Annotated in this window: 25 protein-coding genes, 1 tRNA gene and 2 pseudogenes; 14 read left to right on the forward strand and 14 right to left on the reverse strand. The window is 49.0% G+C overall.

Going from position 1 to position 26,426, the window contains the following annotated elements; translation table 11 throughout:
* Nucleotides 1-100 precede the first annotated feature (100 nt).
* Both mdoH and HP572_RS11410 read right to left on the reverse strand, forming a co-directional pair.
* Nucleotides 101-2,665, reverse strand: coding sequence for a glucans biosynthesis glucosyltransferase MdoH (gene mdoH, locus HP572_RS11405; RefSeq protein ID WP_240583240.1), 2,565 nt, complete (start codon nucleotides 2,663-2,665; stop codon nucleotides 101-103).
* Nucleotides 2,658-4,160, reverse strand: coding sequence for a glucan biosynthesis protein G (locus HP572_RS11410; protein ID WP_240346588.1), 1,503 nt, complete (start codon nucleotides 4,158-4,160; stop codon nucleotides 2,658-2,660). The genes mdoH and HP572_RS11410 overlap by 8 nt, the downstream gene beginning before the upstream one ends.
* A 443-nt stretch (nucleotides 4,161-4,603) precedes the next feature.
* On the opposite strand from HP572_RS11410, the gene HP572_RS11415 reads away from it, so the two are divergent.
* Together HP572_RS11415 and HP572_RS11420 are read left to right on the forward strand one after the other, a co-directional pair.
* Nucleotides 4,604-5,086, forward strand: coding sequence for a DUF2946 domain-containing protein (locus HP572_RS11415; RefSeq protein ID WP_240583241.1), 483 nt, complete (start codon nucleotides 4,604-4,606; stop codon nucleotides 5,084-5,086).
* A gap of 102 nt (nucleotides 5,087-5,188) precedes the next feature.
* The gene (locus tag HP572_RS11420; RefSeq protein ID WP_240583242.1) at nucleotides 5,189-6,712 is read left to right on the forward strand and encodes a PepSY domain-containing protein; all 1,524 of its coding nucleotides are present in this window, start codon (nucleotides 5,189-5,191) and stop codon (nucleotides 6,710-6,712) included.
* A gap of 109 nt (nucleotides 6,713-6,821) precedes the next feature.
* On the opposite strand, the gene HP572_RS11425 is transcribed toward HP572_RS11420, so the two are convergent.
* The 3 genes from HP572_RS11425 to HP572_RS11435 form a co-directional block, all read right to left on the reverse strand.
* Nucleotides 6,822-8,486 carry a methyl-accepting chemotaxis protein gene (locus tag HP572_RS11425; protein WP_240583243.1) on the reverse strand — a complete coding sequence of 555 codons (1,665 nt, stop codon included), beginning with the start codon at nucleotides 8,484-8,486 and terminating at the stop codon, nucleotides 6,822-6,824.
* Nucleotides 8,487-9,352: 866 nt separating this feature from the next.
* Nucleotides 9,353-9,634, reverse strand: a complete 282-nt coding sequence (locus tag HP572_RS11430; protein WP_240583244.1) for a hypothetical protein — start codon at nucleotides 9,632-9,634, stop codon at nucleotides 9,353-9,355.
* A gap of 158 nt (nucleotides 9,635-9,792) precedes the next feature.
* On the reverse strand, nucleotides 9,793-10,092 hold the full coding sequence (locus HP572_RS11435) for a hypothetical protein (protein ID WP_240583245.1): 300 nt from the start codon (nucleotides 10,090-10,092) through the stop codon (nucleotides 9,793-9,795).
* A gap of 154 nt (nucleotides 10,093-10,246) precedes the next feature.
* On the opposite strand from HP572_RS11435, the gene HP572_RS11440 reads away from it, so the two are divergent.
* A complete protein-coding gene (locus HP572_RS11440; protein WP_039275654.1) occupies nucleotides 10,247-10,432 on the forward strand; it encodes a GhoT/OrtT family toxin in 186 nt (61 codons plus the stop codon).
* Nucleotides 10,433-10,499: 67 nt separating this feature from the next.
* Here the strand turns inward: HP572_RS11440 and HP572_RS11445 are convergent, their stop codons facing one another.
* The 4 genes from HP572_RS11445 to HP572_RS11460 form a co-directional block, all read right to left on the reverse strand.
* Nucleotides 10,500-10,928, reverse strand: coding sequence for a universal stress protein (locus tag HP572_RS11445; protein WP_240583246.1), 429 nt, complete (start codon nucleotides 10,926-10,928; stop codon nucleotides 10,500-10,502).
* Between the two features lie 166 nt (nucleotides 10,929-11,094).
* Nucleotides 11,095-11,550, reverse strand: coding sequence for a GNAT family N-acetyltransferase (locus HP572_RS11450; RefSeq protein WP_240583247.1), 456 nt, complete (start codon nucleotides 11,548-11,550; stop codon nucleotides 11,095-11,097).
* Nucleotides 11,551-11,554: 4 nt separating this feature from the next.
* The gene (locus HP572_RS11455; protein WP_240583248.1) at nucleotides 11,555-12,079 is read right to left on the reverse strand and encodes an isochorismatase family protein; all 525 of its coding nucleotides are present in this window, start codon (nucleotides 12,077-12,079) and stop codon (nucleotides 11,555-11,557) included.
* 88 nt (nucleotides 12,080-12,167) lie between these two features.
* Complete coding sequence (locus HP572_RS11460; RefSeq protein WP_240583249.1) at nucleotides 12,168-12,590, reverse strand: NUDIX hydrolase; 423 nt, start codon at nucleotides 12,588-12,590, stop codon at nucleotides 12,168-12,170.
* A 520-nt stretch (nucleotides 12,591-13,110) separates the two neighbouring features.
* Between HP572_RS11460 and HP572_RS11465 the strand changes: the two genes are divergently transcribed.
* The gene (locus HP572_RS11465; protein ID WP_240583250.1) at nucleotides 13,111-13,365 is read left to right on the forward strand and encodes a biofilm/acid-resistance regulator YmgB/AriR; all 255 of its coding nucleotides are present in this window, start codon (nucleotides 13,111-13,113) and stop codon (nucleotides 13,363-13,365) included.
* 403 nt (nucleotides 13,366-13,768) lie between these two features.
* Here the strand turns inward: HP572_RS11465 and HP572_RS11470 are convergent.
* Nucleotides 13,769-13,856: transfer RNA gene (locus HP572_RS11470), tRNA-Ser, on the reverse strand.
* Between the two features lie 287 nt (nucleotides 13,857-14,143).
* Here HP572_RS11470 and HP572_RS11475 point away from each other — a divergent pair.
* The 3 genes and pseudogenes from HP572_RS11475 to HP572_RS11485 form a co-directional block, all read left to right on the forward strand.
* Nucleotides 14,144-14,527 (forward strand): annotated as a pseudogene (locus HP572_RS11475) (Bax inhibitor-1 family protein); the annotation flags it as partial.
* Nucleotides 14,528-14,611: 84 nt separating this feature from the next.
* On the forward strand, nucleotides 14,612-15,787 hold the full coding sequence (locus HP572_RS11480; RefSeq protein ID WP_240583251.1) for an IS4 family transposase: 1,176 nt from the start codon (nucleotides 14,612-14,614) through the stop codon (nucleotides 15,785-15,787).
* Nucleotides 15,784-15,927 (forward strand): annotated as a pseudogene (locus HP572_RS11485) (TusE/DsrC/DsvC family sulfur relay protein); the annotation flags it as partial. The gene HP572_RS11480 and the pseudogene HP572_RS11485, both read left to right, overlap by 4 nt.
* A 12-nt stretch (nucleotides 15,928-15,939) precedes the next feature.
* Here the strand turns inward: HP572_RS11485 and yccX are convergent.
* Nucleotides 15,940-16,218, reverse strand: coding sequence for an acylphosphatase (gene yccX, locus HP572_RS11490; RefSeq protein ID WP_240583252.1), 279 nt, complete (start codon nucleotides 16,216-16,218; stop codon nucleotides 15,940-15,942).
* Between the two features lie 227 nt (nucleotides 16,219-16,445).
* Here yccX and hspQ point away from each other — a divergent pair, with 227 nt between their 5' ends.
* The gene (hspQ, locus tag HP572_RS11495; protein WP_010276051.1) at nucleotides 16,446-16,754 is read left to right on the forward strand and encodes a heat shock protein HspQ; all 309 of its coding nucleotides are present in this window, start codon (nucleotides 16,446-16,448) and stop codon (nucleotides 16,752-16,754) included.
* Between the two features lie 81 nt (nucleotides 16,755-16,835).
* On the opposite strand, the gene HP572_RS11500 is transcribed toward hspQ, so the two are convergent.
* Complete coding sequence (locus HP572_RS11500) at nucleotides 16,836-17,249, reverse strand: CoA-binding protein (protein WP_240583253.1); 414 nt, start codon at nucleotides 17,247-17,249, stop codon at nucleotides 16,836-16,838.
* A 194-nt stretch (nucleotides 17,250-17,443) separates the two neighbouring features.
* Between HP572_RS11500 and HP572_RS11505 the strand changes: the two genes are divergently transcribed.
* Nucleotides 17,444-17,968, forward strand: a complete 525-nt coding sequence (locus HP572_RS11505; protein WP_240583254.1) for a DUF2057 family protein — start codon at nucleotides 17,444-17,446, stop codon at nucleotides 17,966-17,968.
* A 137-nt stretch (nucleotides 17,969-18,105) separates the two neighbouring features.
* Complete coding sequence (locus HP572_RS11510) at nucleotides 18,106-18,564, forward strand: methylglyoxal synthase (RefSeq protein WP_014915868.1); 459 nt, start codon at nucleotides 18,106-18,108, stop codon at nucleotides 18,562-18,564.
* 77 nt (nucleotides 18,565-18,641) lie between these two features.
* Here the strand turns inward: HP572_RS11510 and helD are convergent, their stop codons facing one another.
* The gene (gene helD, locus HP572_RS11515; RefSeq protein WP_240583255.1) at nucleotides 18,642-20,699 is read right to left on the reverse strand and encodes a DNA helicase IV; all 2,058 of its coding nucleotides are present in this window, start codon (nucleotides 20,697-20,699) and stop codon (nucleotides 18,642-18,644) included.
* Between the two features lie 197 nt (nucleotides 20,700-20,896).
* On the opposite strand from helD, the gene HP572_RS11520 reads away from it, so the two are divergent.
* Complete coding sequence (locus tag HP572_RS11520; protein WP_010276031.1) at nucleotides 20,897-21,343, forward strand: YccF domain-containing protein; 447 nt, start codon at nucleotides 20,897-20,899, stop codon at nucleotides 21,341-21,343.
* Between the two features lie 20 nt (nucleotides 21,344-21,363).
* Entirely contained in the window at nucleotides 21,364-23,499 is a 2,136-nt protein-coding gene (gene yccS, locus HP572_RS11525; RefSeq protein ID WP_240583256.1) for a YccS family putative transporter, read from the forward strand.
* 14 nt (nucleotides 23,500-23,513) lie between these two features.
* Here the strand turns inward: yccS and HP572_RS11530 are convergent, their stop codons facing one another.
* Nucleotides 23,514-24,134 carry a TfoX/Sxy family DNA transformation protein gene (locus HP572_RS11530; protein WP_205554675.1) on the reverse strand — a complete coding sequence of 207 codons (621 nt, stop codon included), beginning with the start codon at nucleotides 24,132-24,134 and terminating at the stop codon, nucleotides 23,514-23,516.
* A gap of 223 nt (nucleotides 24,135-24,357) precedes the next feature.
* Here HP572_RS11530 and sulA point away from each other — a divergent pair, with 223 nt between their 5' ends.
* Together sulA and ompA are read left to right on the forward strand one after the other, a co-directional pair.
* Nucleotides 24,358-24,864 (forward strand): SOS-induced cell division inhibitor SulA, encoded by a 507-nt coding sequence (sulA, locus tag HP572_RS11535; protein ID WP_095699904.1) that lies wholly within the window; start codon nucleotides 24,358-24,360, stop codon nucleotides 24,862-24,864.
* Nucleotides 24,865-25,226: 362 nt separating this feature from the next.
* Nucleotides 25,227-26,312 (forward strand): porin OmpA, encoded by a 1,086-nt coding sequence (gene ompA / locus HP572_RS11540; RefSeq protein WP_240583257.1) that lies wholly within the window; start codon nucleotides 25,227-25,229, stop codon nucleotides 26,310-26,312.
* Nucleotides 26,313-26,426: the final 114 nt, after the last annotated feature.

The raw sequence follows: 26,426 nt of genomic DNA on the forward strand, positions 1-26,426 counted from the left end.
TTCAGGAGCTGCGACATCTTATGACAGTCGAAAAAAAAGCAACGGCATTGATTGCCGTTGCTTTATCTTTCACACCACTAATTTTCTACACTACGAGCAGTTAGCTTTTGATATGAGGTGCGGGCAGTTTCTGATAAGACTCAACCCACGCAGCATACGTTTCCGGCTTTTGCCACACATGGTAGTGCAGGCGCGAGATCGTAACGGGATCGCTAAGCAATGCCAGACGCTGATTATTGCTCACCTCTTCCGGCTTGCGATTCAACGCATCACGCACATTCTGCTCACGAACATCTTCAATTGCGCGGCTGAAGCTATGGCGCGCCGTTGCCATTGCACTGGCAAGGGCGTTAACTGACGGATCAAAGACAGCCTGCATAAACCCGTTATCGAGTCTACGCTGGTGGTTCAACCGGCAATATTCATCCGTAGCGACCAGTTCGCGCGGCGGATTAAACTCTTCCGGTATCATCAACAGCTTGGCACGCTTACAGCCCAGCCCCAATGACGCACGGCTCGAATAAACCGAAACGAACGGCGACAAAATCAGCGAGAAGACAATCGGAGCCAGCCACCACAGGAAGCGTAGATCCAGCCATGCCATGCCAATCGCCCAGACCAGCCCCAGAATCAGCTGAGAACCGTGGCGCACAAACGCCTCACTCCACGGGGTCGCATCGTCATCACGCTGTGGAGAATTCCACTGCACCGACCAGCCGAGAAACGCACTGACAACAAACACCGTGTGGAACAGCATACGAACCGGTGCCAGCAGGACCGAGAACAGCATTTCCAGCAGCAGGGAAAGAAATACCCGGATAGCGCCACCGTACTCTTTTGCCCCTTTCGCCCACACCAGAATCACGCTCAACAGTTTTGGCAAGAACAACAAGACCAATGTCGTCGAGAAGAGCGCGATAGCCAGTTCCGGCCGCCACTGTGGCCAGACGGGGAACAGCTGCCGAGGCTGCAAGAAGTACTGTGGTTCCATCAGCGTATGCACAACCTGTAAGGCTGTAGAGAGCACCAGGAACATAAACCACAGCGGTGCAGACAGGTAAGACATCACACCGGTAAGGAAAACGGCACGGTGAACCGGATGCATACCTTTAACCAGGAACAACCGGAAATTCATCAGGTTGCCATGGCACCAACGGCGGTCACGTTTCAGTTCATCCAACAAGTTAGGCGGCAGCTCTTCATAGCTTCCCGGCAGGTCGTATGCAATCCATACGCCCCATCCAGCACGGCGCATGAGCGCAGCTTCAACGAAGTCGTGAGACAGAATCGCCCCCGCGAACGAACCTTCACCCGGCAATGGCGCCAGAGCACAATGCTCGATGAACGGTTTAACGCGGATAATCGCGTTATGTCCCCAGTAGTGCGACTCACCCAACTGCCAAAAATGCAGACCCGCGGTGAACAGCGGCCCATAGACACGCGTTGCAAACTGCTGGCAGCGTGCATATAGCGTATCCATGCCCGATGCTTTCGGCGAGGATTGGATGATGCCGGCGTTCGGATTGGCTTCCATCAGCCTGACCAGAGACGTCAGACATTCGCCGCTCATTACGCTATCGGCATCCAGAATCACCATGTAGCTGTACTGGTTACCCCAGCGGCGACAGAAGTCATCGATATTGCCGCTCTTACGTTTGACGCGCCGGCGACGGCGACGATAGAAAATGCGCCCTGCTCCGCCAACATCACGACACAGCTCCATCCAGGCTTTTTGCTCTGCTACGCAGATATCGGGATCGTTACTGTCGCTCAGGACGTAAATATCAAAATGCTCAAGGTTACCCGTCGCTTCAACTGACTCATACGTCGCACGTAATCCCGCAAACACGCGTTCTACGTCTTCGTTACAAATCGGCATGATTAACGCCGTGCGATGCTCGGGATTCAGCGCCTCGTTACCCACTGTCGTGGAAGAGATACTGTATTTATCTCGACCAATCAGCAGTTGCAGGAACCCCATCAGCGCGGTCCAGAACCCGGCCGACACCCAACAGAACAGCACCGCGAACAGAACGAGTATGCCGCTTTGTAGCACATAAGGCAGCAACTGCATCACCGAGCGCGTCCAAGGCTGACCCGCCATTTCAAACGGATCGATCAGCGCCCATCCCTGATAAGGCAGGATGGTTTTCATGTACCAGGTGGCGATCGCCGTCTGGAACAGCGTCAACGCCAGCAGAATATAGCGGCGAATTGTCCCCACCAGACGCCAGCGGTTTTCGGAAATTTTCTCTTCCGGGCTGTAATGAGGACGAGGCGGCACGGTACGGCCCAGCAGACTTTCCCACCAGCGAATCAATGGGTTCGTCCGCCAAACATCAGGGAACATAGAGGCGCGGGTGATGACAGGCATCGCTTTTAATGCCGTCCGCCCTTCCCTGTCTGTGCCGAGCTGCTTGCCGTTGTCCAGACCATCAGCCCAGGCCATTTCAAGACGAGCCTGCACAGAATGCAGCGCAACATCGTCTTCTGCCTGAACATTGACCTGACGACCTTCAGACTGGCTGCCTTCAGACAAAGCCTGATGCAAAACGGCCTGATCGTTCCAGGCCGCTTGCGGTAATTTTTCGCGAAGAACCTCTGCCTGCGGAGCAGGCAGAGGAAGCTTCTCAATATAATCGAGAGAAGAAGTTGACTTATTCATTAGCAGGCAGCTGATTGCTCCAGGTTTCAGTCAATGTCGTCTCGCCATTAACCAACGCAGCTCTCATTTCAGTCGGCTGTTTCGCATCCTTCACACGCAAACGCAGCGTCAGACGCCAGCCATGAGTTACCGGGTTATAGCGAACATTATTTTCTACAATCTCGCCGTTGTCGCCAATGCTGACCTGAGAAGCGACCGGAGTGCTCTCATCCAACTCTTTTAAATTCGGTCCAACAAAATCCACAATGTAAGCGATCGTGCCGTCAGGCTGGCGGATCAGGTTAGATTGTTTAACATCACCGGCAGAACGGCGGGTCTGTTGAACATAGGCAATGTTCGGGGAATGCAGTTGATCTTCGTCGCGCGTAAAGTGCAGACGATATTTAATATCCAGCGGTTTGCCCGTTTCTGGCAACACATCAGGTGTCCAGAAGGCAACGATATTGTCGTTGGTTTCATCCGCGGTAGGGATTTCAACCAGCTCAACTTTTCCTTTGCCCCATTCGCCTTTTGGCTCAACCCAGCCACTTGGACGCAGATCGTAACGGTCATCAAGATCTTCGTAGGCGGCGAAATCACGGCCACGCTGCAGCAGACCAAACCCTTTCGGATTTTCTACCGCATAAGTGCTCACGGACAGGTGCTTAGGATTATTCAGCGGACGCCAAATCCATTCGCCATTACCGGCATGAATTGACAGACCGTTAGAGTCGTTCAGCGCTGGACGGTAGTTCAGCGTTGGCGACGGCTGGTTCGGCCCAAACAGATACATACTGGTCAGCGGAGCGATACCCAGCTTGCCCACTTTATCACGCAGGAAGACTTTAGCCTGAACGTCTACGACGCTGTCACGCCCCGGATAAACGGTAAAACGGTAAGCCCCTGCAGCACGTGGCGAATCCAACAGCGCATAAATCACCAGGTGTTTATCATTTGGTTTTGGACGTTCAATCCAGAACTCACGGAAACGCGGGAATTCTTCACCAGAAGGCAACGCTGTATCGATCGCCAAACCACGCGCAGATAAGCCATAAATTTGGCCCTTACCTACCACACGGAAATAGCTGGCACCCAGCATGCTGACAATTTCATCGTTCTTATCTGCTTTATTGATCGGATAGAGAACTTTAAAACCGGCAAAGCCGAGATTTTTAACCGTTTCAGGATCGTGATTGACGGAACCAAAATCAAAATACTCAGGAGAGTATTTAATCTCATCAACCGTTGTCGCCGTCACTTCATTAATTTTCACCGGGGTATCGAAATACATGCCCTGATGGTAAAACTGGAGTTTGAAAGGCGTCTGTACATTATTCCAGTATGATTTGTCGTTATTGAAACGAATTTGCTGGTAGTCCGCAAATTTCATATCACGGAATTGCGCAGGAAGATTACTTTTCGGCGCTTCAAAACCCTTTTCAGCCAGCTTTTCGGCCTGCTGTGCCACATCATCAATAGAGAATGCCCAAGCTGGCGCTGCGCTTACTGACAACATAACGGCGGCGGACAGCCAGCGAAGGCTAGCAACCCGCTGTTTAAACCCAAATTTATTATCCAGCACAGCTCCCCCTGTTCGTGTGCTTCAATCAACTAAAATCCATATTAATGGATAAGTTAGCTTTCCGACAACTTGATAAAGATATTGTTCATCATAATAGGTCAGCGTTTAAACAACGAGAACGCTAAAGCATGATAAACCGGGTTGTCAAAATGGAAAACAGCCACGGACTATAGCGAATATCGCCTTGCGCGTGCGTAGGATTATTCCGTTTACGCCCTTACAATTTCCTGACGTGGCATTGATAGAAATCAGAACGGATGGCGACAGCACTTCACCTGTCACTTGCAGTATGCCGGGTATAAACATTTGTGTAACAATGCAGGGACAAGTAAAGTACACTCCTTGGCTGAACCCGGTATTGTTGAATTAAGACTGCTATGCTTTTGTCCGCACTACGACGGCGAAGTTTCCCAGCCTGGGTCGGCATCTTCGCTATTTTGACCATTTTCATTGCCCCAGTGATTTCACAAACACTGGTGCTTCATAGAGCCCATGCTCATGAAAATGGTACAAACACGCATAGCTCGACTGCACATACGGCCGACGCACATGATCCAACAGCGTCCGCCAGCCACAGCGGCAGTATAGCCGAACCGCATCATAATCATACCGGACATCAGATGTCCGGGCATCACGCGACGCAATCACACCATTCTCCCTCATCGCCATCCATGATGATGGACCATGCTGCTTGCGGTTACTGCGTACTCTTTTCGTATACGCCGGCGCTGTTCGCAACAGGCTCGCCCAATCCCATACTGACAGCATCTTTATCAGAAGCACTGGTTGTTCATTTTATTTCCCGCATTGTCCTTCCTGAACGTTATGCTTCTCCTGTAGTCCGCGCCCCGCCTTTCTGAATCACGCATCATCATGCTCATGTGCATTTATAACGCATCGCGCTATACCCTTTCAGGTGTGGCGTTTGAACATTTTTTTGCTAAGTGATTTCAGAGGGGTCTATGCCACACCCTAATCAGGCATCAGCCACTGCTGCCGCCTCCGGCTCACGCCCAGCCGGAGAAACGGCGTCGGATAAACACGCGATGGATAACATCTCGCCACGTGCTGCGATCGTTGCCCTGTTCATCCGGCTTCATTTCTATATCGGTATTTTTGTCGGTCCTTTTATTTTTGTCGCCGCTCTGACAGGGACGCTGTATGTCTTGACACCGCAGATTGAAAACCGGCTGTATTCACACCAGCTTTTCACCGAGAGTCAGGGCACGCCACATCCTCTGTCTGAGCAAATCCATGCTGCACAAGCGGGGCTCGCTCACCGTCAGGATGCAAAACTGCTTGCAATACGCCCTGCACCGGTAGCCGGAGAAACCACCCGCGTCATGTTTGCCTTGCCGGAATTGGGGCCATCGGAAAGCCGCGCCGTTTTCATCGATCCGGTTTCGCTGGAAAATCGTGGCAGTGAGATTGTTTACGGCACCAGCGGCATCCTGCCATTCCGTACCTGGCTTGATTACCTGCACCGCGGGCTGCTGTTAGGCGATGTCGGGCGTAATTACAGCGAGCTGGCAGCGTCCTGGCTGTGGGTCGCGGCACTAGGCGGCATTGTTATCTGGTGGTCAACTCGACATCTGTCGTCAGCGACCAAACGACGGAAATTGAAGAATAGCCGGACGACAACAGCCAAGACGCAGCGTCTGCGCCACTGGCACGCCACGATGGGGCTAATCCTTGTTCTGGGTTTGCTCTTTTTCTCCGTAACAGGGTTAACCTGGTCGCAATGGGCGGGAAGCAATATTTCTGTCGCGCGTACCGCACTAGGCTGGCAGACCCCATCGGTGAACACACAGTTGCCCACGCCGATGTCTCATCACGACATGATGCACGGTCACGATATGGCGATGACTGCGGATGAACATGCTGAACACCATGCATCGATGCCAATGGAGGATGTCGAAGCCGCTTCACCCGCGTTATTTGATGAGGTGTTAGCTGCCGCACGCGATGCTGGGATTGACGCCAATAAAATCGAAATCCGCCCTGCCACCAAGCCTCACCGTGCCTGGACCGTCAGTGAGATCGATCGTGCCTGGCCAACGCAGGTTGACGCCGTGTCGGTTAACCCAGATACGCTAGAGATCGTAGACAAAACCGATTTCAATACCTTCCCGCTTGCCGCCAAACTCACGCGTTGGGGTGTGGATGCACATATGGGTGTGTTATTCGGTTTACCAAACCAACTCCTCCTCGCGGCATTTGGTCTTGGGCTCTGTACGATGATTGTATGGGGCTATCGGATGTGGTGGATACGTCGTCCAAAATCTCGCCATGACGCTAATCCGGTCAACACGCTGACGGCGGCATTATTAAGGGTTTCTGTCTTTCAGCGTCTGCTGATTGCGCTTATTACGCTGCTGCTGGCGGTAAGCTTGCCCGTCATGGGGATCAGCCTGCTCATCTTCCTGCTCATTGACGTTGTTCGGTGGTATATGAATCATCCTAAGCAAACTATCGCTAAAAGCTGATTTCAGTACTGTCATCATTGCCCGACACGCCAATAAAAAACCGCCATTGTGCTACACAATTTGTGCACACAATGGCGGTCAATCAACAATACCGCTTAACGACAAAACGTTAGAACGTGGTCCAGTCCGCTAACTCACCTTTGGCTGCTGTTTTTTCTGTACGGCCATTCTTAGGGGCAGCCAGCGCGGGCGTTTCTGCTTTTCTATTTAACGCCGCACTTTTGTACGATGCACCCAGATTGAATACGCTAACCGTGCGCGCGAGGCTATTGGCTTGATCCTGCAAAGAGAGCGCAGCGGCGGCAGATTCTTCAACCAGCGCGGCGTTTTGTTGGGTTGTCGTATCAATCTGCCCAACGGCCAGGTTGATCTGGTTGATTCCATCGCTTTGCTCACGGCTGGCCTGCGCAATTTCGCTGATGATTCCCGTTACGCCCTGCACATTCGTCACCAGTGAGTTCATCGTGACGCCGGTTTTTTCTACCAGCCCCATGCCGTCCTGCACTTTCTTGAACGAGTCATCGATAAGTTCTTTGATTTCTTTTGCCGCCGTAGCGCTTCGCTGCGCCAGCGCGCGTACCTCACTGGCGACAACGGCAAACCCTCTGCCCTGCTCACCAGCACGTGCCGCTTCAACGGCCGCATTCAGCGCCAGAATGTTAGTTTGGAATGCAATGCCATCAATCACGCCGATAATTTCCGCCATACGCTGTGACGAATCACGGATACCGCGCATTTCCTGCGTGACCGTTTCCATCATGGTACCGCTTTTTTTCACGGTTTCAGACGCGCTAGCCGCAAGATCTGTCGCCTGCGTCGTATTATCGGCGGTATTTCTTATCGTCGACGTCAATTGTTCCATCGATGACGCAGTCTCTTCCAGCGAACTGGCCTGCTCTTCCGTGCGAGCAGATAAATCCTGGTTCCCCGCAGCAATTTGCGATGCGGCGCTGGAGATCGTTTCTGCCCCGTCACGCACCTGGCTGACAATCTGCCTTAAGCTGCTGTTCATATTATTCAAGGCGGATAACAGCTGACCGGTTTCATCTTTACGATCGGTATAGATTTCAGAGGTCAGATCGCCTTTTGCGACATTTTCGGCTACACCCAGCGCTTCCTGTATCGGCTGAGTTACGCTGCGGGTAATCAGTGAGGCAATAATCAATCCAGCCAGCGCACTAATGATAATGATCGTGGCGAGGACCATCAGCGCATTTTTATAGCTTTCACCCACTTCTTGCGCTGAGGATGACATTTTATCATCCTGTATATCGATGAATTCGTTAACTTTACTGGTGTATTTCGCCTGACTAACACGCGTTACGTTGAAATATTCTTCTGCCGCCGCGTCAGTGTTACCCGCAGAGACCAGTGCAGAGAGTTTGTTCGCTGAACCAAGGAACTCGCGGCGAATGTCGCCAATATCACGCAGTATCGCAACGGATTTATCGTCGCTTACCGATTGGTTCAAGTATTCCATGAGTTCAGATATCGTTCCTGAACGCTCTTTGTTCAGCGCCAACTGTTTGTTAATTTCACTTTCTGATTTCAGTAGTAGCAGCAGTTGCTGATTATTGAGGTAATTATTCAGCTCATCAATGAGCTTGTTACTTTTGACGGTGAGTGGGTAATTTTGCGAAACAATCTCATCCATTTTTTCGTGAAAATCACTTAGCTTTGAAATTGCAACGCTGCCAATTATCAAAAGCATTAAGACCAGAAAAGAAAATCCCGCCCCTAATCGATATCCTATACGCCAGTTGGACAAACTCATTAACATCTCCTTAATTAATTTTCTCTATCTGTATAAAAATATATAATTAAAAAATTAATATTTATTTAATAAATACAGATAGCTCCAATGCTCTTTTTCATAACAAAAAATACACATCTCTGGACAGATTATTTATATGCCCTGGTGAGAAACATAAACAATGTGTAGATAGACATGCTCATCAACCCACATCCATCACAGCGCGATCGAATGGGGCTAGCCAGATACGGCGCTCGGTACAAGACATCTGCGCATACTGGCAGTGAAAAAAACGTCATCCTTTGCACCTCATCTTTCACCGCACGTTCTCGTCCATGATTGGTTTCTTGCATTCCCACATGCACCATAAAATCCTGGTGCATTACCGCTACTAAAATTAGGGTTAAATAGCAGCGACAAGGGTGAATAAAAACCAGAACACGTCTTCCTTACGCCGAAGGGGGTATCGGCCTTTTGTAGATAATCTTTATATTTTCTAACTTATAGATTTAATATCTATTAAATCGATCATTTTTTTATAATCTATCTATTTATAAGATATGTATTTTTTCAAGGAGGATAAATATTGCATTTAGGATGTAACAATAAACTCAAAAATAAAAGGTAACAATTCATTATAAAATTAAATAAACGCAGTCTGAATTTATATTATGCCGCGTAGGGAGAGAGGGTATATATGGGATTAGCCGAATCAGGTGAAATAGTATACTTTCAAGTGATTTTCACTTTCTGTACTAGCAGTATTACAAGCAGGATGCGTTGAACAAATAAACACACCCAGAGGTCTTTTTATCAAGACCTCTGGGTGATTTAATTTTATTATTTACGTTTTGAATCAATCAGCGATTCAACGTCACATATCAGTATTACTTTTTCTTGGAAGCCGCTTTGGATTTACCTTTCAGCAAATCACGAACTTTCTTTAGCTCTTTCTGCGTCAACGGCGCTTCTGCTCCGACTTCTTCTGTACCCTGACTGTCCACTAGCTCAGGAGACAACTCAGAGGCATGGTGGCTTTCATCAAAGCTTCTCAGTAATCGGGCGCTGACTTCTGCACTGATAGATACTTCGTTTTCCAGTGCAGCCGCTTTGATTTTTTCTTTCAGCTCTGAGGAAATCTTCAGGGACAGACTAGATATCTCACTCATTTTATTACCTTTCTCATGGGGTAAAATAGTAAGCTATGACAGCCAGCAGGTAATGTCCATACTGAAATAAAAATTTAATATTTCTGTCACATAAAAAGCGTAATTAGATTCTTAGCAAAGAGATTATTATTGCGCTATTTTTATTTCCCTGCTGAATACTATCCATTTCCGTTTTTCATTCTCCAATCGTCAATCATTTTCCGAGTCACTTCGTCTTTGTAACAGATTGGCGAATATCCTCCTGCCCGGCTCCATGCGCTACGTTTACCGCACTTGCTGCCATTACGTGCTGAATTATAAGGGCAAGGACAATTACCAGAATAAGACGAAATCGATTCCTGAATGATCCGTTCTTTGATCTGCTCATCAGAAATTCGGACATTTTTCGCCATACTAGGCGTAGAAATAGAAAGCAGTGCCACAGCACATACCATCGCAACAGCCAGCGTTGTTTTCATACCAAGGGTCTCATTTTAACCAGAGGATAATAACTGCAGTACAAGATACGTACCGCAGAACAATGTCACCCACTACCTATTAAGGGTTAAAAAATTGATCGTAAAATATTAACAACATAAAATGCAGGTGCTGCGAGGATAAAAGGAAACAAACGTGCCACATCATTCCCCATGGGAACTCATTAAACTTACCTACATGATCGGCTTTGTCGTTTCCCTGATCGTGACGTTCTTGTTAAGTAAAGACAAATCCCTGCTCATCCGATTCTTTGCCTCATTGATAGTGGGGCTAACCTGGCCATTGAGCTTTCCCGTTGTCCTGCTGTTCTCCATTTTCTAAAGCGGCCTCACCGTCGGATTGCTGCCCCGTCCCCAACCTCAGACGCGGCAGCAGCGTTATGCAACAACTAGCGGACAACTAAGACTGACATTTTCGCATGACGAACGATTGCTGCGGCATTTGAACCCAGTAGATAGGTTTTCACATTCGGTCGCCGCGAACCGATGACGATTAAATCTGCATTAATCTCCTCCGCCAGCGCTAACACTTCATCTCTGGCCGAGCCAAAACTAACGCTGCATGACAAACGCGAGGCAGGAAGGTCGATCGTTTTCATCAGTGATTTCAGCTTGTCATTCGCTTTCACCACCGCCTCATTCTCCAACTCTTTTATGCCAAAAGAATAAGCAGACAAAAACGCCGACGCATCCGGGAGGGAATGAAAGAGGTGGATTGCGGCACCCGACATTTTGGCCAACCTGACTGCATGCATAAGCGCGTGTTTGGTGAGTTCATCTTCTTCTATATCTACTGGCACCAGAATGCTCGTGTACATAATCACCTCTCCCCTACGTGGATAACTGATTACCTGTCAGTCTGTAAGAAGCGTAGTCTGCCCCTCGTCAGCAAAATATGATCCCGTTCACTTTTACGCATGTTGCCTGCAACTTTTAGCCCAATCGGCGCACAAAGTAAGCCGTTAGCTCACATGTGGTTTTCCTTTAAAGCGATCGTGAATAGATACGTGACGATTCCCCCCAGGGGTGATAGCCCATTCCGGCAAAGTGAAATCCATACCGTTCATAAAAACCGAGTAACTCGGTGCATAAATGCAATGCAGAAAAGCCAGCACGGCGAGTTTCCTGAGCAAGATGCTCAATCAACTGCCCCGCATAACCTTTGCCACGATGGTTCTCTTCAATGTAAAGCGCACACAGCCAGGGATAAAGATCCATGCGGCTGATGAAATCATTGGTAATTAACCCTGCACCGCCAATAATTTGCCCATCTTTTTCCAGCAGATACCAATCTGGCAATGGGTTTTCCGCATCAATGCAGTGGCTGATACAGTCTTCGTAAAGCATCAGCGTCTCATCTGATGCCCAGTGGTGTTGGAAGTACTGGATCGCCTGCTCTTTGTATTCGGGGCGATTTCTGACAGAAATAATATTCAGCATGGAACTAACGACTCATCTTCCATGAAGCAACGATGTGCTCCGTGGTTTCTACCGCAATCGTGTTGCCTGGAATAATAAAATTCCGCCACACGTCGTTGTAATGCGTGACTAGCTGTTCGGCTTTCAGTTCGCCGCGATTCGCCGTCGTGTGCGCATCGGCGGCAATCGTCAGCGCATAGCCTCGGCTGGCTGCATTTTTAATGGTTGCATCAACGCAATAATCTGTCGCACATCCGCAAATCGTAAGATGGTTAACACCCAACTCAGTCAGCACATCGGCTAACGGCGTGCGGTAAAATGCATCGCACGCCGTTTTGGTGATAAACAGACTCCCCTCTGGCTGATGCAATTCAGGTAATAGCTGCCACCCATCGCTGCCAGACAGCATGCCGTCTTCTTCATGCTGAATAAAAATCGTCCGATCCGCTGCCTCTGAAAGCTGGTTTATCAATGCGACCGTCTGCGCTTGTCGCGCTCTTGGCGTTGAAAACACCGCATTTTGCATATCAATCACTATCAAAACCTGCATCTTTTTTCCTTATTTCGACGCTTAACATCGGCACGGATTATCATCACGGAGGCAACGGCATACCATCATCCCAACCAGTCGGTTCCGACTAGATCATGTCCACTATACCATGAGGATAAAACTTGATTTCCCCTGAGCGCAGCAAATCAATATCAAACCAGCGGGTCACGATCGGAACACCGTTTGTCTCGATACCATGAATGATATCGTGTTGATAAAGGGACTCATCCTGAAAGCGGGCCTCATAAACAAAGACAATCTCATGACCCGGCTTGCCATTGTAGGAGAAAATATTCTCTGAAACGCCCAACAGCGAAAAGTCCTTGGTCGCGGCACTGATTTCCTCCTGAACCTCCCTCTCCGCCGCAGCCTGCGACAGTTCACCAAAGTCGATGCCACCACCGAGCGGCAACACATAGTGCTCATTTTTTATCGGGTCATGCCCTTCGGCTAACAGAATTTTGCCATTATTACGGAAAAGACAAACTGCTTTTGCTCTGATCTTTTGCATGCCAACGCTCCAGGTAAACTACAGCACTCTTTTGATAAAAAGACATTTTTGATAAAGAGACACTTTTGGGTAAACGGACAATTTTTGACAAAAAGACATTTATTGATAAACAGCAGGTATCACAGAAAAATGTCGTCTACTTGTACAGATCAAAATCTTATGGATAGTCATCAAAATGCATTAATAGTCTTTATGTTCAGTGAATGTTTTTCCCTGCCTCCTTCCCTCTCGTTATGTTTAACTTATTGAAGTTATGTATCTCGCATAATTATTTCAGACATAATATTGGTGGGAAACGAATAATTCATATTTATCCGCCTGACCATTGATCGCCGTCATCCTTTCACGTTTGGAAGTATTGCCGAGCAACGCGGTGTTTATTTATCTTATCGACTGGTTTTATGCGTATGATCGACTAAAGTTAAGTAACCATTTCTTCATGTCTGGCGGATAGCGCGTTCGTGCTGTCTGGCAAGGCGTGCATTCACCCTGTCAGAAAGCGCTAAAGGGAGGAAAAGCAATGCATTCAGAGGTGCCCCAAAACGAGCTCCCGACATCTGATGTCCTCAGTCTTGACTCTCAGATCAGCGATATGGAAATGCTTGGCAACATTGTGGAAGAGATCATTCAATCTGGCCATTCCGTCAGTAACAAGGCCATCATCGCTAAATTAGTCCACAAGATTGAAACCGAGGCCAATGCCGCTTTTCAGGAAAAATATCGCACATTGCTGGATCTGGTTGTTTATAAAACCCAGGATGATTTCCTGATTTAATTTGTAGTCAATACATCAACCTATCGCTTGCAGTAACATGCATATTTTCCAGTTCAGCATTTTATTTAATGTACACAAGACCGAACAGAAATATGTAAGCAATAAATAACACCGGTATTTATATTGTTATTATTGAGCAATAACTATCGATTTATTACTGATGAATAACGCGATGCTTATTTATTTTTTACCAATCGTTAGTATTCATTTCTGAATGAATAGGTGAGGGGAAAAATTCGTGTCGTTTTCGCTACACGTTTCAATATGCTCGGCGCGGGGAACATGTTCAGCGCGAAGATTGTTACGGACAACAACCACATCAGCGGCGCAAGGTAAAAAACGATTCTGGGATTTGATAGCAGAAAGGAAAACGGGCTAGCCTAAGCTAACCCGTTGAATTTTGTGGCGGAGGAGTAGAGATTCGAACTCTAGAACACTTTCGCGTCGCCGGTTTTCAAGACCGGTGCCTTCAACCACTCGGCCACTCCTCCGCAATGACGCGAACTATAAACAGTGTGTGAGATCTTGTAAAGCATCACAGCGCTCAATTGCCTGAAAAATAGTCTAACGCAGAGTAATTGGACGCAAAACCACCACGCAACAGATAAAATCGTGCAATTTACCTCCGGTATCACACCACTTGCTGAACAAAACACACGTGCTGGACAGAAAAATGAAAAATTTCAGCGTAAAGATGGGTAAACCACCTTTAATAACGTCATGAAACTATTTACTCTTTGACATTGGATAATAGCACCCTGAAGAGAGAGTCGCTGATATGGATCGTATTGTTGTTTCTTCTACCCGTGAAAGCTCGCTACTCAGCACGCACAAAGTGCTGCGCAACACCTATTTCCTGCTGTCGCTGACACTGGGTTTTTCAGCCGTTACCGCAACGGCAAGTACCGTACTTAACCTACCTGCCCCTGGCTTAATTCTGATGCTGGTTGGGTTTTATGGTCTGATGTTCCTGACGCACAAACTGGCCAACAGCCCTGCAGGTATTCTGGCGGCGTTCGCACTGACCGGATTCATGGGTTATACGCTGGGCCCAATTTTAAGCTCGCTGATTTCTTCCGGCGCAGGCGACATTGTCATGCTAGCCCTCGGCGGCACGGCGGTGGTGTTCTTCTGCTGTTCAGCTTATGTCTTAACGACACGGGGCTGACGGTTCCCCATAAATAAAGACAGGCATAGAAGGTTGTGATCTACTTAGTGTTCCACCAAAAAGTAAGGTCACGCCTCTATGCCTGCTTCACAAGTTTGCCATAAATTTTTTAGCCAGTCCCTGAACTCACTTCATCAGTACCGTAAAAATGCTCTGCTCGATATGACCGTCGCACTGACGCGTGGCGCATCGCTCTCTCTTACCAGCATCGGCAGGTATCTGCCTGGACCGGCACGGGTTAAGCACAAGATTAAGCGTGTTGACCGGCATCTCAACAGTGACCTGATGTTTAGCGATGTCCCCGCTGTTTATCAGAAGCTTGTATCCCGCCTCACCAGCAGCCTTTCATTATGCGTTATTGCTGTGGACTGGAGCGGCTATCCGTCATCGGAGCTCAGCGTTTTGCGGGCAAGTCTACTGTGCGATGGAAGAGCTATCCCGCTGATGAGTAAAGTCATTTCCTCTCAATACCAGAACAACGCTACCGTTCAGAACGACTTTCTCGATCAGATGGCTGCCGCCATCGGCAAAGATAAGCAGGTCATTGTTGTGACTGATGCAGGCTTTCGCAGCAGTTGGTTTCACCACATTCGCTCTCTGGGCTGGCATTTTGTCGGACGTGTCAGAGGTCGCCTTTACTTTCAGATAATCGGGGATGAGGAATGGAAAATGGCGCGGAATATTACGTCAAGAGCGAAGTCATGCTATCTGGGATTTGGGCGACTGGCACGCAACGCCAGCCGTGACTGCCTCGGACATTTCTATACCGTGCATAAGCGGGCAACGGGCAGGAAAGGCAACCAGTGCTTCCCTAAAACGGACAAGATGTATCGTAAAAGCGCGCGTGAACCGTGGCTGCTTTTTACCAGCCTGATGGGATATAAACCACGTGAGATAGTTAAAATTTACAGTCGCCGTATGCAGATAGAGCAGAATTTCAGGGATGAGAAAAGTGAGCGCTATGGATTGGGGCTTAGGGCAAGTAAAAGTCGGGGCGAAAAGCGAATATCAGTGCTTTGCCTGATAGCGACACTCTACAGCATCATCATGTGGCTGACGGGTTATTATCTTGAAAGCAAAGGAATAAATAGATGGTTTCAGGCGAACAGTGAGAAATCTCGGAGGGTGTTGTCGTATCTGACATTGAGTGAAAATGTCATCCGTCAATCACCGAGGATCCTGTCGGGGATGAACCCCGACAGGGTATACGACGATATGGCGAGAGCCTATCGAAACATCATCATGGTGTATTGATGATGTTGGTTAAGGCGATGGCGCAAAAGTATGGTGAGGAGAAAGGAAATAGCCGCTACCTGTACAAACTGTTCCCGAAAGGGCCAGCCAAGCAGGCAACTAAAATCGCCGGCTTACCCAAACCAGTGAAATGCATCTAGCGTCACTCAGGTTCAATAGCGGATCGTAAAACCTTCATAGTCCGTCTTACCATGTGGCTCAATAAGCACCTTATCCACTCTGGCGCTTCGTGGGCCTCCTTGCTTCAGCCATTCAATCAACGCATCTACCGCATGAGGTTCACCGCTTGCTACGACCTCTACGCTGCCATCATCACAATTGCGTGCATAGCCGTTGAGCCCAAGCTGCATAGCCTTATGCTGCGTGCTGTAACGAAATCCCACGCCCTGAACCACACCATAGACATAGGCGACCGTCGCTATCTTTGCCATCTTCTTCCCCCCTTTCCAGCCCTGCGACCACACAACATTTCATTAGCAGACCTGTATCTTCTAAAAATTTACACCATACTGTTAATAATGTGTTCAACCAGCGATTCATTAACGAGCACATGACTTGAAAAAACGCTGTACGCTAAAAGGCGTTATCGGATGCGGTGACTTTTCCTTCACGCCATCTGCAACGAGTAGAAAGTGTAATCTATTTCCAGGGGGCTTATATGATCATCTGTAAATTTGGTATCGGACAACAGATTCGTCATAGACAACTGGGATTTCCAGGGGTTGTTATCGATATCGATCCCGAATACTCATTAGACACGCCCACCTGGGAAGAAATTAGCGGCAATGACACGCCGCGCTCCGAACCGTGGTACCACGTTGTGATGGAAGATGACGAAGGCCAACCGATTCATACTTATCTGGCAGAAGCACAGCTGATGAAGGAAGAGCTTTCTGAGCATGAGCACCCTTCGCTAAACGAATTAGCCGAGGTCATTCAGCGCCGCGCGCCACAGCTGCGCCATTAATTTTTCACTAAAAGCAGATACTGATGATCAGAGGCAGGCATTGGCGATGTTGTGATATTCAGCATCGCCTAATTCTGTAACTTATTTCTCCAACCCCAGCCGCGGGATTTCAATTTTCGGACAGCGATCCATGACGACTTTCAGCCCGGCATCGTGAGCCAAAATGGCGGCTTGCTCATTAATGACGCCAATCTGTAGCCACAGAACGGTAGCGCCGATGGCGATGGCCTCTTTGGCAATCTCATAGGCCGCTTCCGGCTGGCGAAAAACATCGACCATATCAACTGGTTTAGGAATATCCTCTAAGCTGGCATACGCTTTTTGACCTAACAGCGTCTGACCGGCCAGTTTGGGGCTAACAGGGATAACGTCGTAGCCCTGCTTAAGCAAATACGCCATCACACCATAACTCGGACGGGATGGATTATCGCTGGCACCCACTAACGCAATGGTTTTTACCGTTTTCAGTACAGACTCAATCTCTCTGTCATTCATGCTATTCAACCTCTCTTGCGTGATTGATTACAGTGTATCGCACATTCGACGAATAGCATGAAATGGCTTAAGACTACCTCCATCCGCGCCCTATAGCGCGAAAAATGCCATAACAGCCTGTTTCAAATTGAAACCTTTGACACATTCAGACAATTCCTCAACAATACTCGGATTATGTTCCATCTGGGAAAATTATGAAATTCGGCTTCATCACTGTCTGCCTGGTTATTGCAGGTTTAAATACCTCTGCAATGGCGGCAACAACGTTGAAATTAGATCAGAAAATCGATCTCCTTATGGTTGACGGGCAAAAGATGTCAGGCTCGTTGCTGAAAGGTGCCGATAGCCTCGAACTTGGCAGTGGGCAACACCAGATTCTGTTCAAAGTCGTCGATACTGTCGATGCCCAGACCGGTGCGCCAGTGACCTATTTCCCTTCAACCTTTATTGCGACCTTTAACACGGAAAAAGTGGCATCGGTGTCATTTAAGCTACCGCCGCTGCAAACCCTTCAGGATCGCAAAAACTTTACCGCCCAGCCTCAATATCAATTGCTTGATGAAAAAAATCAGGCTATCCCCCTGCGTACCGATGCAATTGCGATCGCAGACAATGAGCTGCTCGATATAGAGCGAAAAATGTCAGAATACAACGCAGCGGCGAACGGGGCTTCAGTTGCGGGCTTTGCTACCGCACTGAATGAATCCGTAAGCTGGTGATTTTACGCGCAGTCACATCTGATTTTTGATACCCGTTCGCCTTTTCCTGCTTTTATCGCTTTGCACTGAAACTACGTTTCCGTAATCTGTCTGTACCCTAGCGTCAGCTTTACTACACCAGATTGAAGGACGTAACCATGGAGTTCACCACCCGTACCATCCCCGCACAAAAACATATCGCGCTGGTCGCACACGACCACTGTAAGCAATCTTTGCTGGATTGGGTTGGTACGAATAAACAACAGCTCACAGAGCACACGCTTTACGCTACCGGAACCACCGGTAACCTGATTCAATTGAACACGGGGCTGCCCGTAAAAAGCATGCTAAGTGGACCGATGGGGGGTGACCAGCAGGTTGGCGCACTCATTTCCGAAGGGAAAATCGATTTAATGATCTTCTTTTGGGATCCACTCAACGCCGTACCACACGATCCCGATGTGAAGGCGCTGCTGAGACTGGCTACAGTGTGGAACATTCCTGTCGCCACCAACCGGGCAACGGCAGATTTCCTGATTAACTCAGCGCTATTTAAAGAATCTGTTCAAATCGCCATTCCCGATTACCAGCGCTACTTGCAAGACCGTCTGAAATAATATCAATACATCATAATGGACCAGCGGCGTACTACGCTGTCGACGCTGGTCTCTTCTGTTCTACTTCTCTCTTTTCGTTATCCCGGCTTACGCTGCGTCGGTACACCTAAGCGATGAAGATGTTCAATAAACACCGATGGATTCGCCACATCCTGTAGCAACCACACGCGATGTTTCGCCCTCGTCAACGCCACATACAGTAAACGCCGCTCTTCCGCATCGGGGAAGTCCTCCGGTTCAGGTAACAGCACCGCTTCAATCACGGACTCTCTTGCCGGTGCTGGGAAGCCGTCTTTCCCTTCATGCATGCCCACGATAATGACATATTCCGCCTGCTGCCCTTTGCTGGCATGCACCGTCATGAAATCAATGTGCAAATTCGGCCATTTGGTTGCTGCCTTCTCTAAAATCGCCGGGCGTAAATGGTGATAACGTGCAAGCACGAGAATGCGTTCATCCGCTTTCACAAAACCGCTCAGTTTATCCAGAAGTGGCTCAAGCTGCTCCTGAGGCAGAATAGTCACCGCTTTTTTATCCCCCTTGCTCAGGCTATTAAGCGGTTTCTTCAACTGATACGGGTTTTGCTGTATGAACGTATTCGCAATTTCACCAATGCGTTCATTAAAGCGATAGGTGGTATCCAGCGCGCATTGCTCGCCTACGCCGAAATGCTGTTCAAATGCCGTCGTCAACGCCAGCTCAGAGCCGCTAAAACGGTAAATGGCCTGCCAGTCATCCCCGACGGCAAAAAGACAGGTGCGGCTATTTTGTCGACGCAGTGCTGCAAGTAAGCTCGCACGCTGTGGCGAAATATCCTGAAATTCGTCCACCAGAATGTGCTTCCAGGGGCTTACAAAACGTCCTTTGTCCAGCAGGTTCACAGCCTGATGGATGAGGCCAGAAAAATCGACCGCGTTCTCGTCCTTAAGCGCTTTTTTCCAGGCTTTCAACAACGGTGCCATCAAGCGAATGCGCTGCTGAAACTCTGTCCGAATGGATTCTGGTGCCTGCTCAACCATTTCACTCTGGCTGCCGCCGTGCATACGCATCAATCCTAACCAGCGCTCAAGTCGCCCGGCCAACCGCCCCGCCAGCTTCGGATCGTTCCAGAAATCGCCTTCTGGCACATCCCACTCCAGCTCTTCCGTTAACCAGCGTCGCCAACCGTTAGCCTGCGTTTTTTTCTCTGCACACTGCTGCTGCCAGTGAGAAATCAGCAGTTCGCGACGCTGTTTCGCATCACTTTCTAACTGGCTTATCATCGGGGCCTTGCGGCTAGCCTGCTGAATGATGTGCAATGCCAGCGCATGGAACGTCTTAGCCTGAATCTCATCCGTATGAAGCCGCTCCCGAATGCGATCGTTCATCTCTTCTGCCGCTTTACGGCCAAATGCCAGCAGCAAAATTTGATCGGGCGTGGCCTCTTGTCGGTGCATTAACCACGCGGCTCGGGCCACCAGCACGGAGGTTTTTCCGCTGCCCGCCCCAGCCAATACCAACACGCCCTCTTCGCCATTGATCACCGCTTTACTCTGCGACACATTTAATGGCGAACTCTCCACCGTTTCAAAGAAAGCCTGTTCTGCCGCCAGTGTGCGATCCATCCATGCCTGATTCACCGCCGTGCGCATCTCATCACCCTGCTCAAGCCAGCGTAAGCAGTGCCAGTAGTTATCACGGCAGTTATCAAAAGTTTCAAGACGAGAAACAGGCAGAGGCAAAGCCCCCAGCGAATCGCGAATGGCATTCTGCAACGTAGTCAGGGCCTGACGGCTAAACCATTTGTCCTGCTGCGTCAGCGTTTGAATATTGTCCGTTTGGCGCTGCAAAACTTCAGCGCTGATCAGACTCATCTCCTCGCTCCAGTCGAGCCAGGATTTAAGAAGATGGCGGTAAAAAGCCTGCGTTTCCTGCCACTCTGTTCCGTGCAGGCGCACCACTTTTCCGGCTGGCAATTCAAATTCCAGCTCTCCCCACACCAATCCTCTTTTACAATGAATACTCAGCAACTGATTAAAAGGGATCAGGTATTGATGTTTATCGCCACTCACTTCGACACCGGCATTCAATAACCGCACACGATTGTAGGGATGCTGGGCCAGATGTTTACCTAACGAGGTAGATTTCAGTTCCATGATGTTCGCGCCATGACTATGTGAGAGGTTATTTGTCCATTTTTTGTCGTTTATCTGTTCCCTAGTTTACCCGTTATCGGACTTCACGCTCTAGCCTTAAAAACAGGTTAGGATATCCTACTGCTTAATGTGATAATTCTTTTACCATCAGCGAGTTTGGGACGTTATCTGGTTACCTTACAAGTACAGGAGAGACTATGCGTACTGTGTTGAATATCCTTAATTTCGTATTAGGTGGTTTTTTCACCACGTTAGCCTGGCTTCTGGCAACAGTCGTCAGCGTGTTGCTGATTTTTACCTTACCGCTAACGCGCTCATGCTGGGAAATCACCAAGCTGTCGCTTTTACCTTATGGTAATGAAGCGATCCACGTTGATGAGCTACGCCCAGATGAAAAGAGCGCCATTCTCAGTGCGGGCGGATCGCTGCTGAACATCTTCTGGTTCATTTTCTTTGGCTGGTGGCTTTGCCTGTCGCACATTATTACAGGCATCGCACAGTGCATTACGATCATTGGCATTCCTGTTGGGATTGCCAATTTTAAAATTGCCGCCATCGCGCTGTGGCCAGTAGGGCGTCGCGTGGTTTCCGTCGAACTGGCGCAGGCAGCGAGGGAAAACAATGCCCGCCGCCATTTTCGCTAACGGCATCTAAGGATATTACGTTGCTCACCTTCGCCCCGGGAATTCGCCGCTATGTATATAACAGCAGTTGGCTGTATACCATTCGCATCCTTATTGCACTGAGTGGTGCGGCGGCAGTTCCCTGGTGGCTGGGTCAGCCAACATCGACAATCCCCGTCACGCTTGGCGTCGTCGCGGCCGCCCTCACCGACCTTGACGATCGCCTCACCGGACGCCTGCGTAATTTGTTCATTACGCTGGTCTGTTTTTTTGTCGCTTCCGTCTCGATCGAACTGCTTTTCCCCCACCCTTGGCTATTTGGCCTCGGTCTGGCGGTATCGACCTGCGGCTTTATTCTGCTCGGCGCATTAGGGCAACGCTATGCCACCATCGCATTCGGCGCACTGCTGATCGCGATTTACACCATGCTGGGCATATCCCTTTACGACAACTGGTATCAGCAGCCCATCATGCTGCTGATCGGGGCCTCCTGGTACAATCTGCTGACGCTATTCGGCCATCTGATCTTCCCCATCCGCCCGTTGCAGGATAACCTCGCGCAGTGTTATCAACAGTTGGCCCGCTATCTGGATGCCAAAGCCAACCTCTTCGATCCCGATATTGAAGAAGAAACTGACAAGCCCCTCATTGACGTCGCGATGGCAAACAGCCAACTGGTTGTGACGCTCAATCAGACCAAGTCATCGCTGTTAACGCGCCTGCGTGGCGATCGCGGCCAGCGTGGAACGCGTCAAACGCTGCACTACTATTTCGTCGCGCAGGATATTCACGAACGGGCCAGTTCGTCGCATGTTTACTATCCACAATTGCGTGAGAAATTGCGTTATAGCGACGTCCTCTTTCGCTTTCAGCGCCTATTGAGTATGCAGGCCAAAGCCTGTCAGCAACTGTCGCAATCCATTCTGCTGCATCAAAAATATCAGCATGACGGCCGCATTGAGCGGGCTTTCGTGCATCTCGAATCTGCTATTGCGCGTATCGCTGCCAACAACATGGCGGACGCCTCGCAAATTAAGGCGCTCACTTATCTCTTAAATAATTTACGCGCCATTGATGCCCAACTCGCGACTATCGAATCCGAACAGGCCATTGAGCAAGAGAACAACCCGGAAAACACGCTGGCAGACGACAAAATCACGGGCTGGAGCGACATCCGCTTGCGCATTAGCCGCCATCTGACGCCACAGTCAGCACTGTTTCGTCATGCCATCCGTATGTCCGTGCTGCTCTGTAGCGGCTACGCGTTGATTCAGATAACGGGCCTGCAACACGGTTACTGGATTCTGCTCACCAGCCTGTTTGTTTGTCAGCCCAACTATAACGCCACTCGGCGGCGGCTGACGTTGAGAATCATCGGGACATTGACAGGTATTTTGCTCGGCTTACCCATCCTGTACTTCGTTCCTTCGCTGGAAGGACAGCTAACGTTGATCGTTATTAGCGGCGTACTATTTTTCGCCTTTCGCAACGTGCAGTACGCCCACGCGACCATGTTTATTACGCTGCTTGTCCTGCTCTGTTTCAACCTGTTGGGTGAAGGCTTTGAGGTTGCGGTGCCACGCATCATTGATACGCTACTCGGGTGTGCCATCGCATGGGCGGCGGTGAGTTTTATTTGGCCGGACTGGCGCTTCCGCGGTCTGCCAACCGTCATCAATAAGACATTGGACGCCAACTGCCGTTATCTTGATGCGATCATGGTCCAATATTATCAGGGGAAAGATAATAGCCTGCCTTATCGTATTGCCCGCCGCGATGCGCATAACTGCGATGCCGAACTGGCATCCGTTGTGTCGAATATGTCTTCTGAACCTCATGCTACCAGAAGCAAGCTGGACAGCGCCTTCCGCTTTATGTGCCTGAATCATACGTTGCTAAGCTATATTTCGACGCTTGGCGCACACCGCGGGAAAATTACCTCAACGGAAACGCTGCAGTTGCTGGATGATGCCGTTTGTCATGTTGATGATGCGCTACACTGTAGCGAAGAGGAAAGTTTGCGTATCAATCAGGGATTGAAAACCATTACCGCCAGCCTTCAATCCCTTTCACCCGAGTCAGACAGTAAAGAATCATTAATTATTCAGCAAATCGGCCTGCTGATCGGTCTCTTACCTGAACTCGTACAGCTAAAAAATGACATGATGACACAGTGAAATAGACGCATCCCTTAGTGCTTTGGCCCTTTGGAGACCGCATTGTTTTTATACCATTCCAACAGTTCATTGCGGATACCGCGAGGGAGTGCCGCCTGATGTGTGCCGCAAATGGCGCCAGCCAGCGCCAGTAGTACGTTAACACTCAGATTAGCGCGAACCTTCCGCAACTCAAGATAGCTGTTTTTCGCACCATAATGCTGTAGTTCATCGACATTCTTGATCCCCGCTTTCCACAGCAACCGCTCGATATCGTGGTTAAGATTCGGAAGATCCTTTAACCGCCCGTTGGTACTTCTGACTGCTTTATCATACTGCGCGCCTCCCAACGCCAGATGGGCGAAATACAATAGCTGCTCAGATTCTTGCCATAATGCGTCATCGACAAGAAAGTAATTCAACGGAACGGGCATACCGCGCTTGGTATAAATCAGATTAGGCATATCACGCTGCTGAAAATATTTTTCATCCTTCTTACTGGCGCGAAGATAAAGCTCCCCTTCCGACACCAGTCCAAAAATCGTTTTATTTGCTGCGATGCTGTAGCCACCAAATTGGGAACGCGAAGTGATGTCCCCCAAAGATGAAAAAGACTGCTGAGATTGCAAAATCCTTTTTTTGCATAATTGCTTCATTGCCATAATCCTTAGTATTGAAATGATCTCGTCCTGAACAATTAAAAATATTTGTAGCAGGAACAAATAATTAACCACAGCCCCGATGCGGCTTCAAACAGTAAATGTGTTTACTGTCCCTTACATAAGGAATATGCGAAGCGCTTTCAAAAAATCAGGTTGATTTTCACGCATACAGCAGATACTGTATGTTCATACAGCAATACTATGGGTAGAACTCATTATGCGTACGCAATCAATCCGCTCTCACAACATCGAGCCGTCATCATTTTCTGCAAATCAACACGCTGCGGAGCCCTCGGTTGCCACAGGTGGAATTATCAGCGAAATCGTGTACAACGCCGATCAGCCCATAGTCACACACCTGTTATTACCGCTTTTACAGCAGCTAGGCACGCAGTCTCGTTGGCTGTTATGGCTTTCGCCGCAGCAAAAATTGAGCCGCCCCTGGGTCCAGCAATCTGGGCTGCCGCTGGATAAAATGGTGCAACTCCACCACATCAATCCGCTGTTTACAGTTGATGCCATGGAAAGAGCCTTGCTGACAGGGAATTACAGCGCTGTTTTATGCTGGTTACCGCACGAATTGACGGAAGAAGAGAAGGTTCGGTTACGACACGCCGCACAGGCAGGAAATACGTATGGCTTTATTATGCGGCCAGAAAGTGCTGGCGGTGACGCCTATAGACTGTTTCCTAGCCTTAAAATTCATTCGACATTGTATCATTAAGTAAATTAAGAATTTTCTCAGCTTATCCAGGTTATATGTCTTGTCGATCGCCGCAGAGCGGTATTCTGCGGGCTTTTTGAATATATTTGATACAGCTAAAAGGCGTAAGATCTGTCAAAAGCATCTACTATTTGTTAGCAAGTATGTATGAATCGTGCGATTTTCTTATGACGTAAATCACATCATACTTGTAACTTTCTCATCACGTTGTAGACTTTAACTCGCTGGAGTTGCTCTTTTATAACGTCAGTTGACTGACAGCGAGTCATAAATAAGGGCAAAGTCTCCGACCAAAGGATTTTAACCAAAGGTTTATTAGCCCTCCGGGTTAATTGCCGATTTGGATGATAATGAGGCGTAAAATGAAAAAAACAGCTATCGCAGTTGCAGTGGCACTGGCTGGCTTCGCGACCGTCGCGCAAGCAGCTCCTAAAGACAATACCTGGTACACCGGTGGTAAACTGGGTGTGTCTCAATTCCACGATACTGGTTTCTACGGCAATGGTTACACCGGTATCAATAACAACCCGATCAAAAGCAAGTTAGGCGCTGGTGCATTTGTTGGTTATCAAGCCAACCCGTACCTGGGCTTTGAAATGGGCTACGATTGGCTGGGCCGCATGAAGTATGCAGGTTCTGCTGCTAACGGAGCAGACAGCGCAAGCTTCAAAGCACAGGGCATCCAACTGGCTGCTAAACTGAGCTACCCAGTTCTGCCTGATCTGGACGTTTATAGCCGTCTGGGCGGCATGGTATGGCGCGCAGACAGCCACGCGGCTATCGGCGGCGGCGACATCAACAACGACGACACTGGCGTTTCTCCGCTGGCTGCAGTTGGTGTTGAATACGCTATCGACAAAAACTGGGCTGCACGTGTTGACTACCAATGGGTAAGCAACATTGGTGATGCTGGTACCGTTGGTGCCCGTCCAGACAACCTGCTGATGAGCGTTGGCCTGTCTTACCGTTTCGGCCAGGATGACCGTGTAGCACCAGTTGTTGCTCCGGCTCCAACTCCAGCTCCGGCTCCAGTTGTTGAAACCAAGCGTTTCACGCTGAAATCTGACGTCCTGTTCAACTTCAACAAAGCAACGCTGAAAGCAGAAGGCCAGCAATCACTGGATCAACTGTACACCCAGCTGAGCTCTCTGGATCCGAAAGACGGTTCCGTTGTTGTTCTGGGCTTCACTGACCGTTTAGGTTCAGAGCAGTACAACCAAGGCCTGTCTGAAAAACGCGCACAGAGCGTCGTTGATTACCTGGTTTCTAAAGGTATCCCTGCGAACAAAGTCTCTGCTCGTGGCTTAGGTAAATCTCAACCAGTTACCGGTTCTACCTGTGACAACGTGAAACCTCGTGCTGCGCTGATCGACTGCCTGGCACCGGATCGTCGCGTAGAGATCGAAGTTAAAGGCATCAAAGACGTTGTAACTCAGCCTCAGGCTTAAGTTATTAACGAAAAAAAACCTCGCTCCGGCGAGGTTTTTTTTATGGCGGACATCCTTGTCCGTCACCCTGTAGGCCGTTGCTTTGCAACGTTGAAAAACGCTCCCTGCGTTTTT

This window comes from Pectobacterium sp. PL64, assembly GCF_022477975.1.
GTDB lineage: Bacteria > Pseudomonadota > Gammaproteobacteria > Enterobacterales > Enterobacteriaceae > Pectobacterium > Pectobacterium jejuense.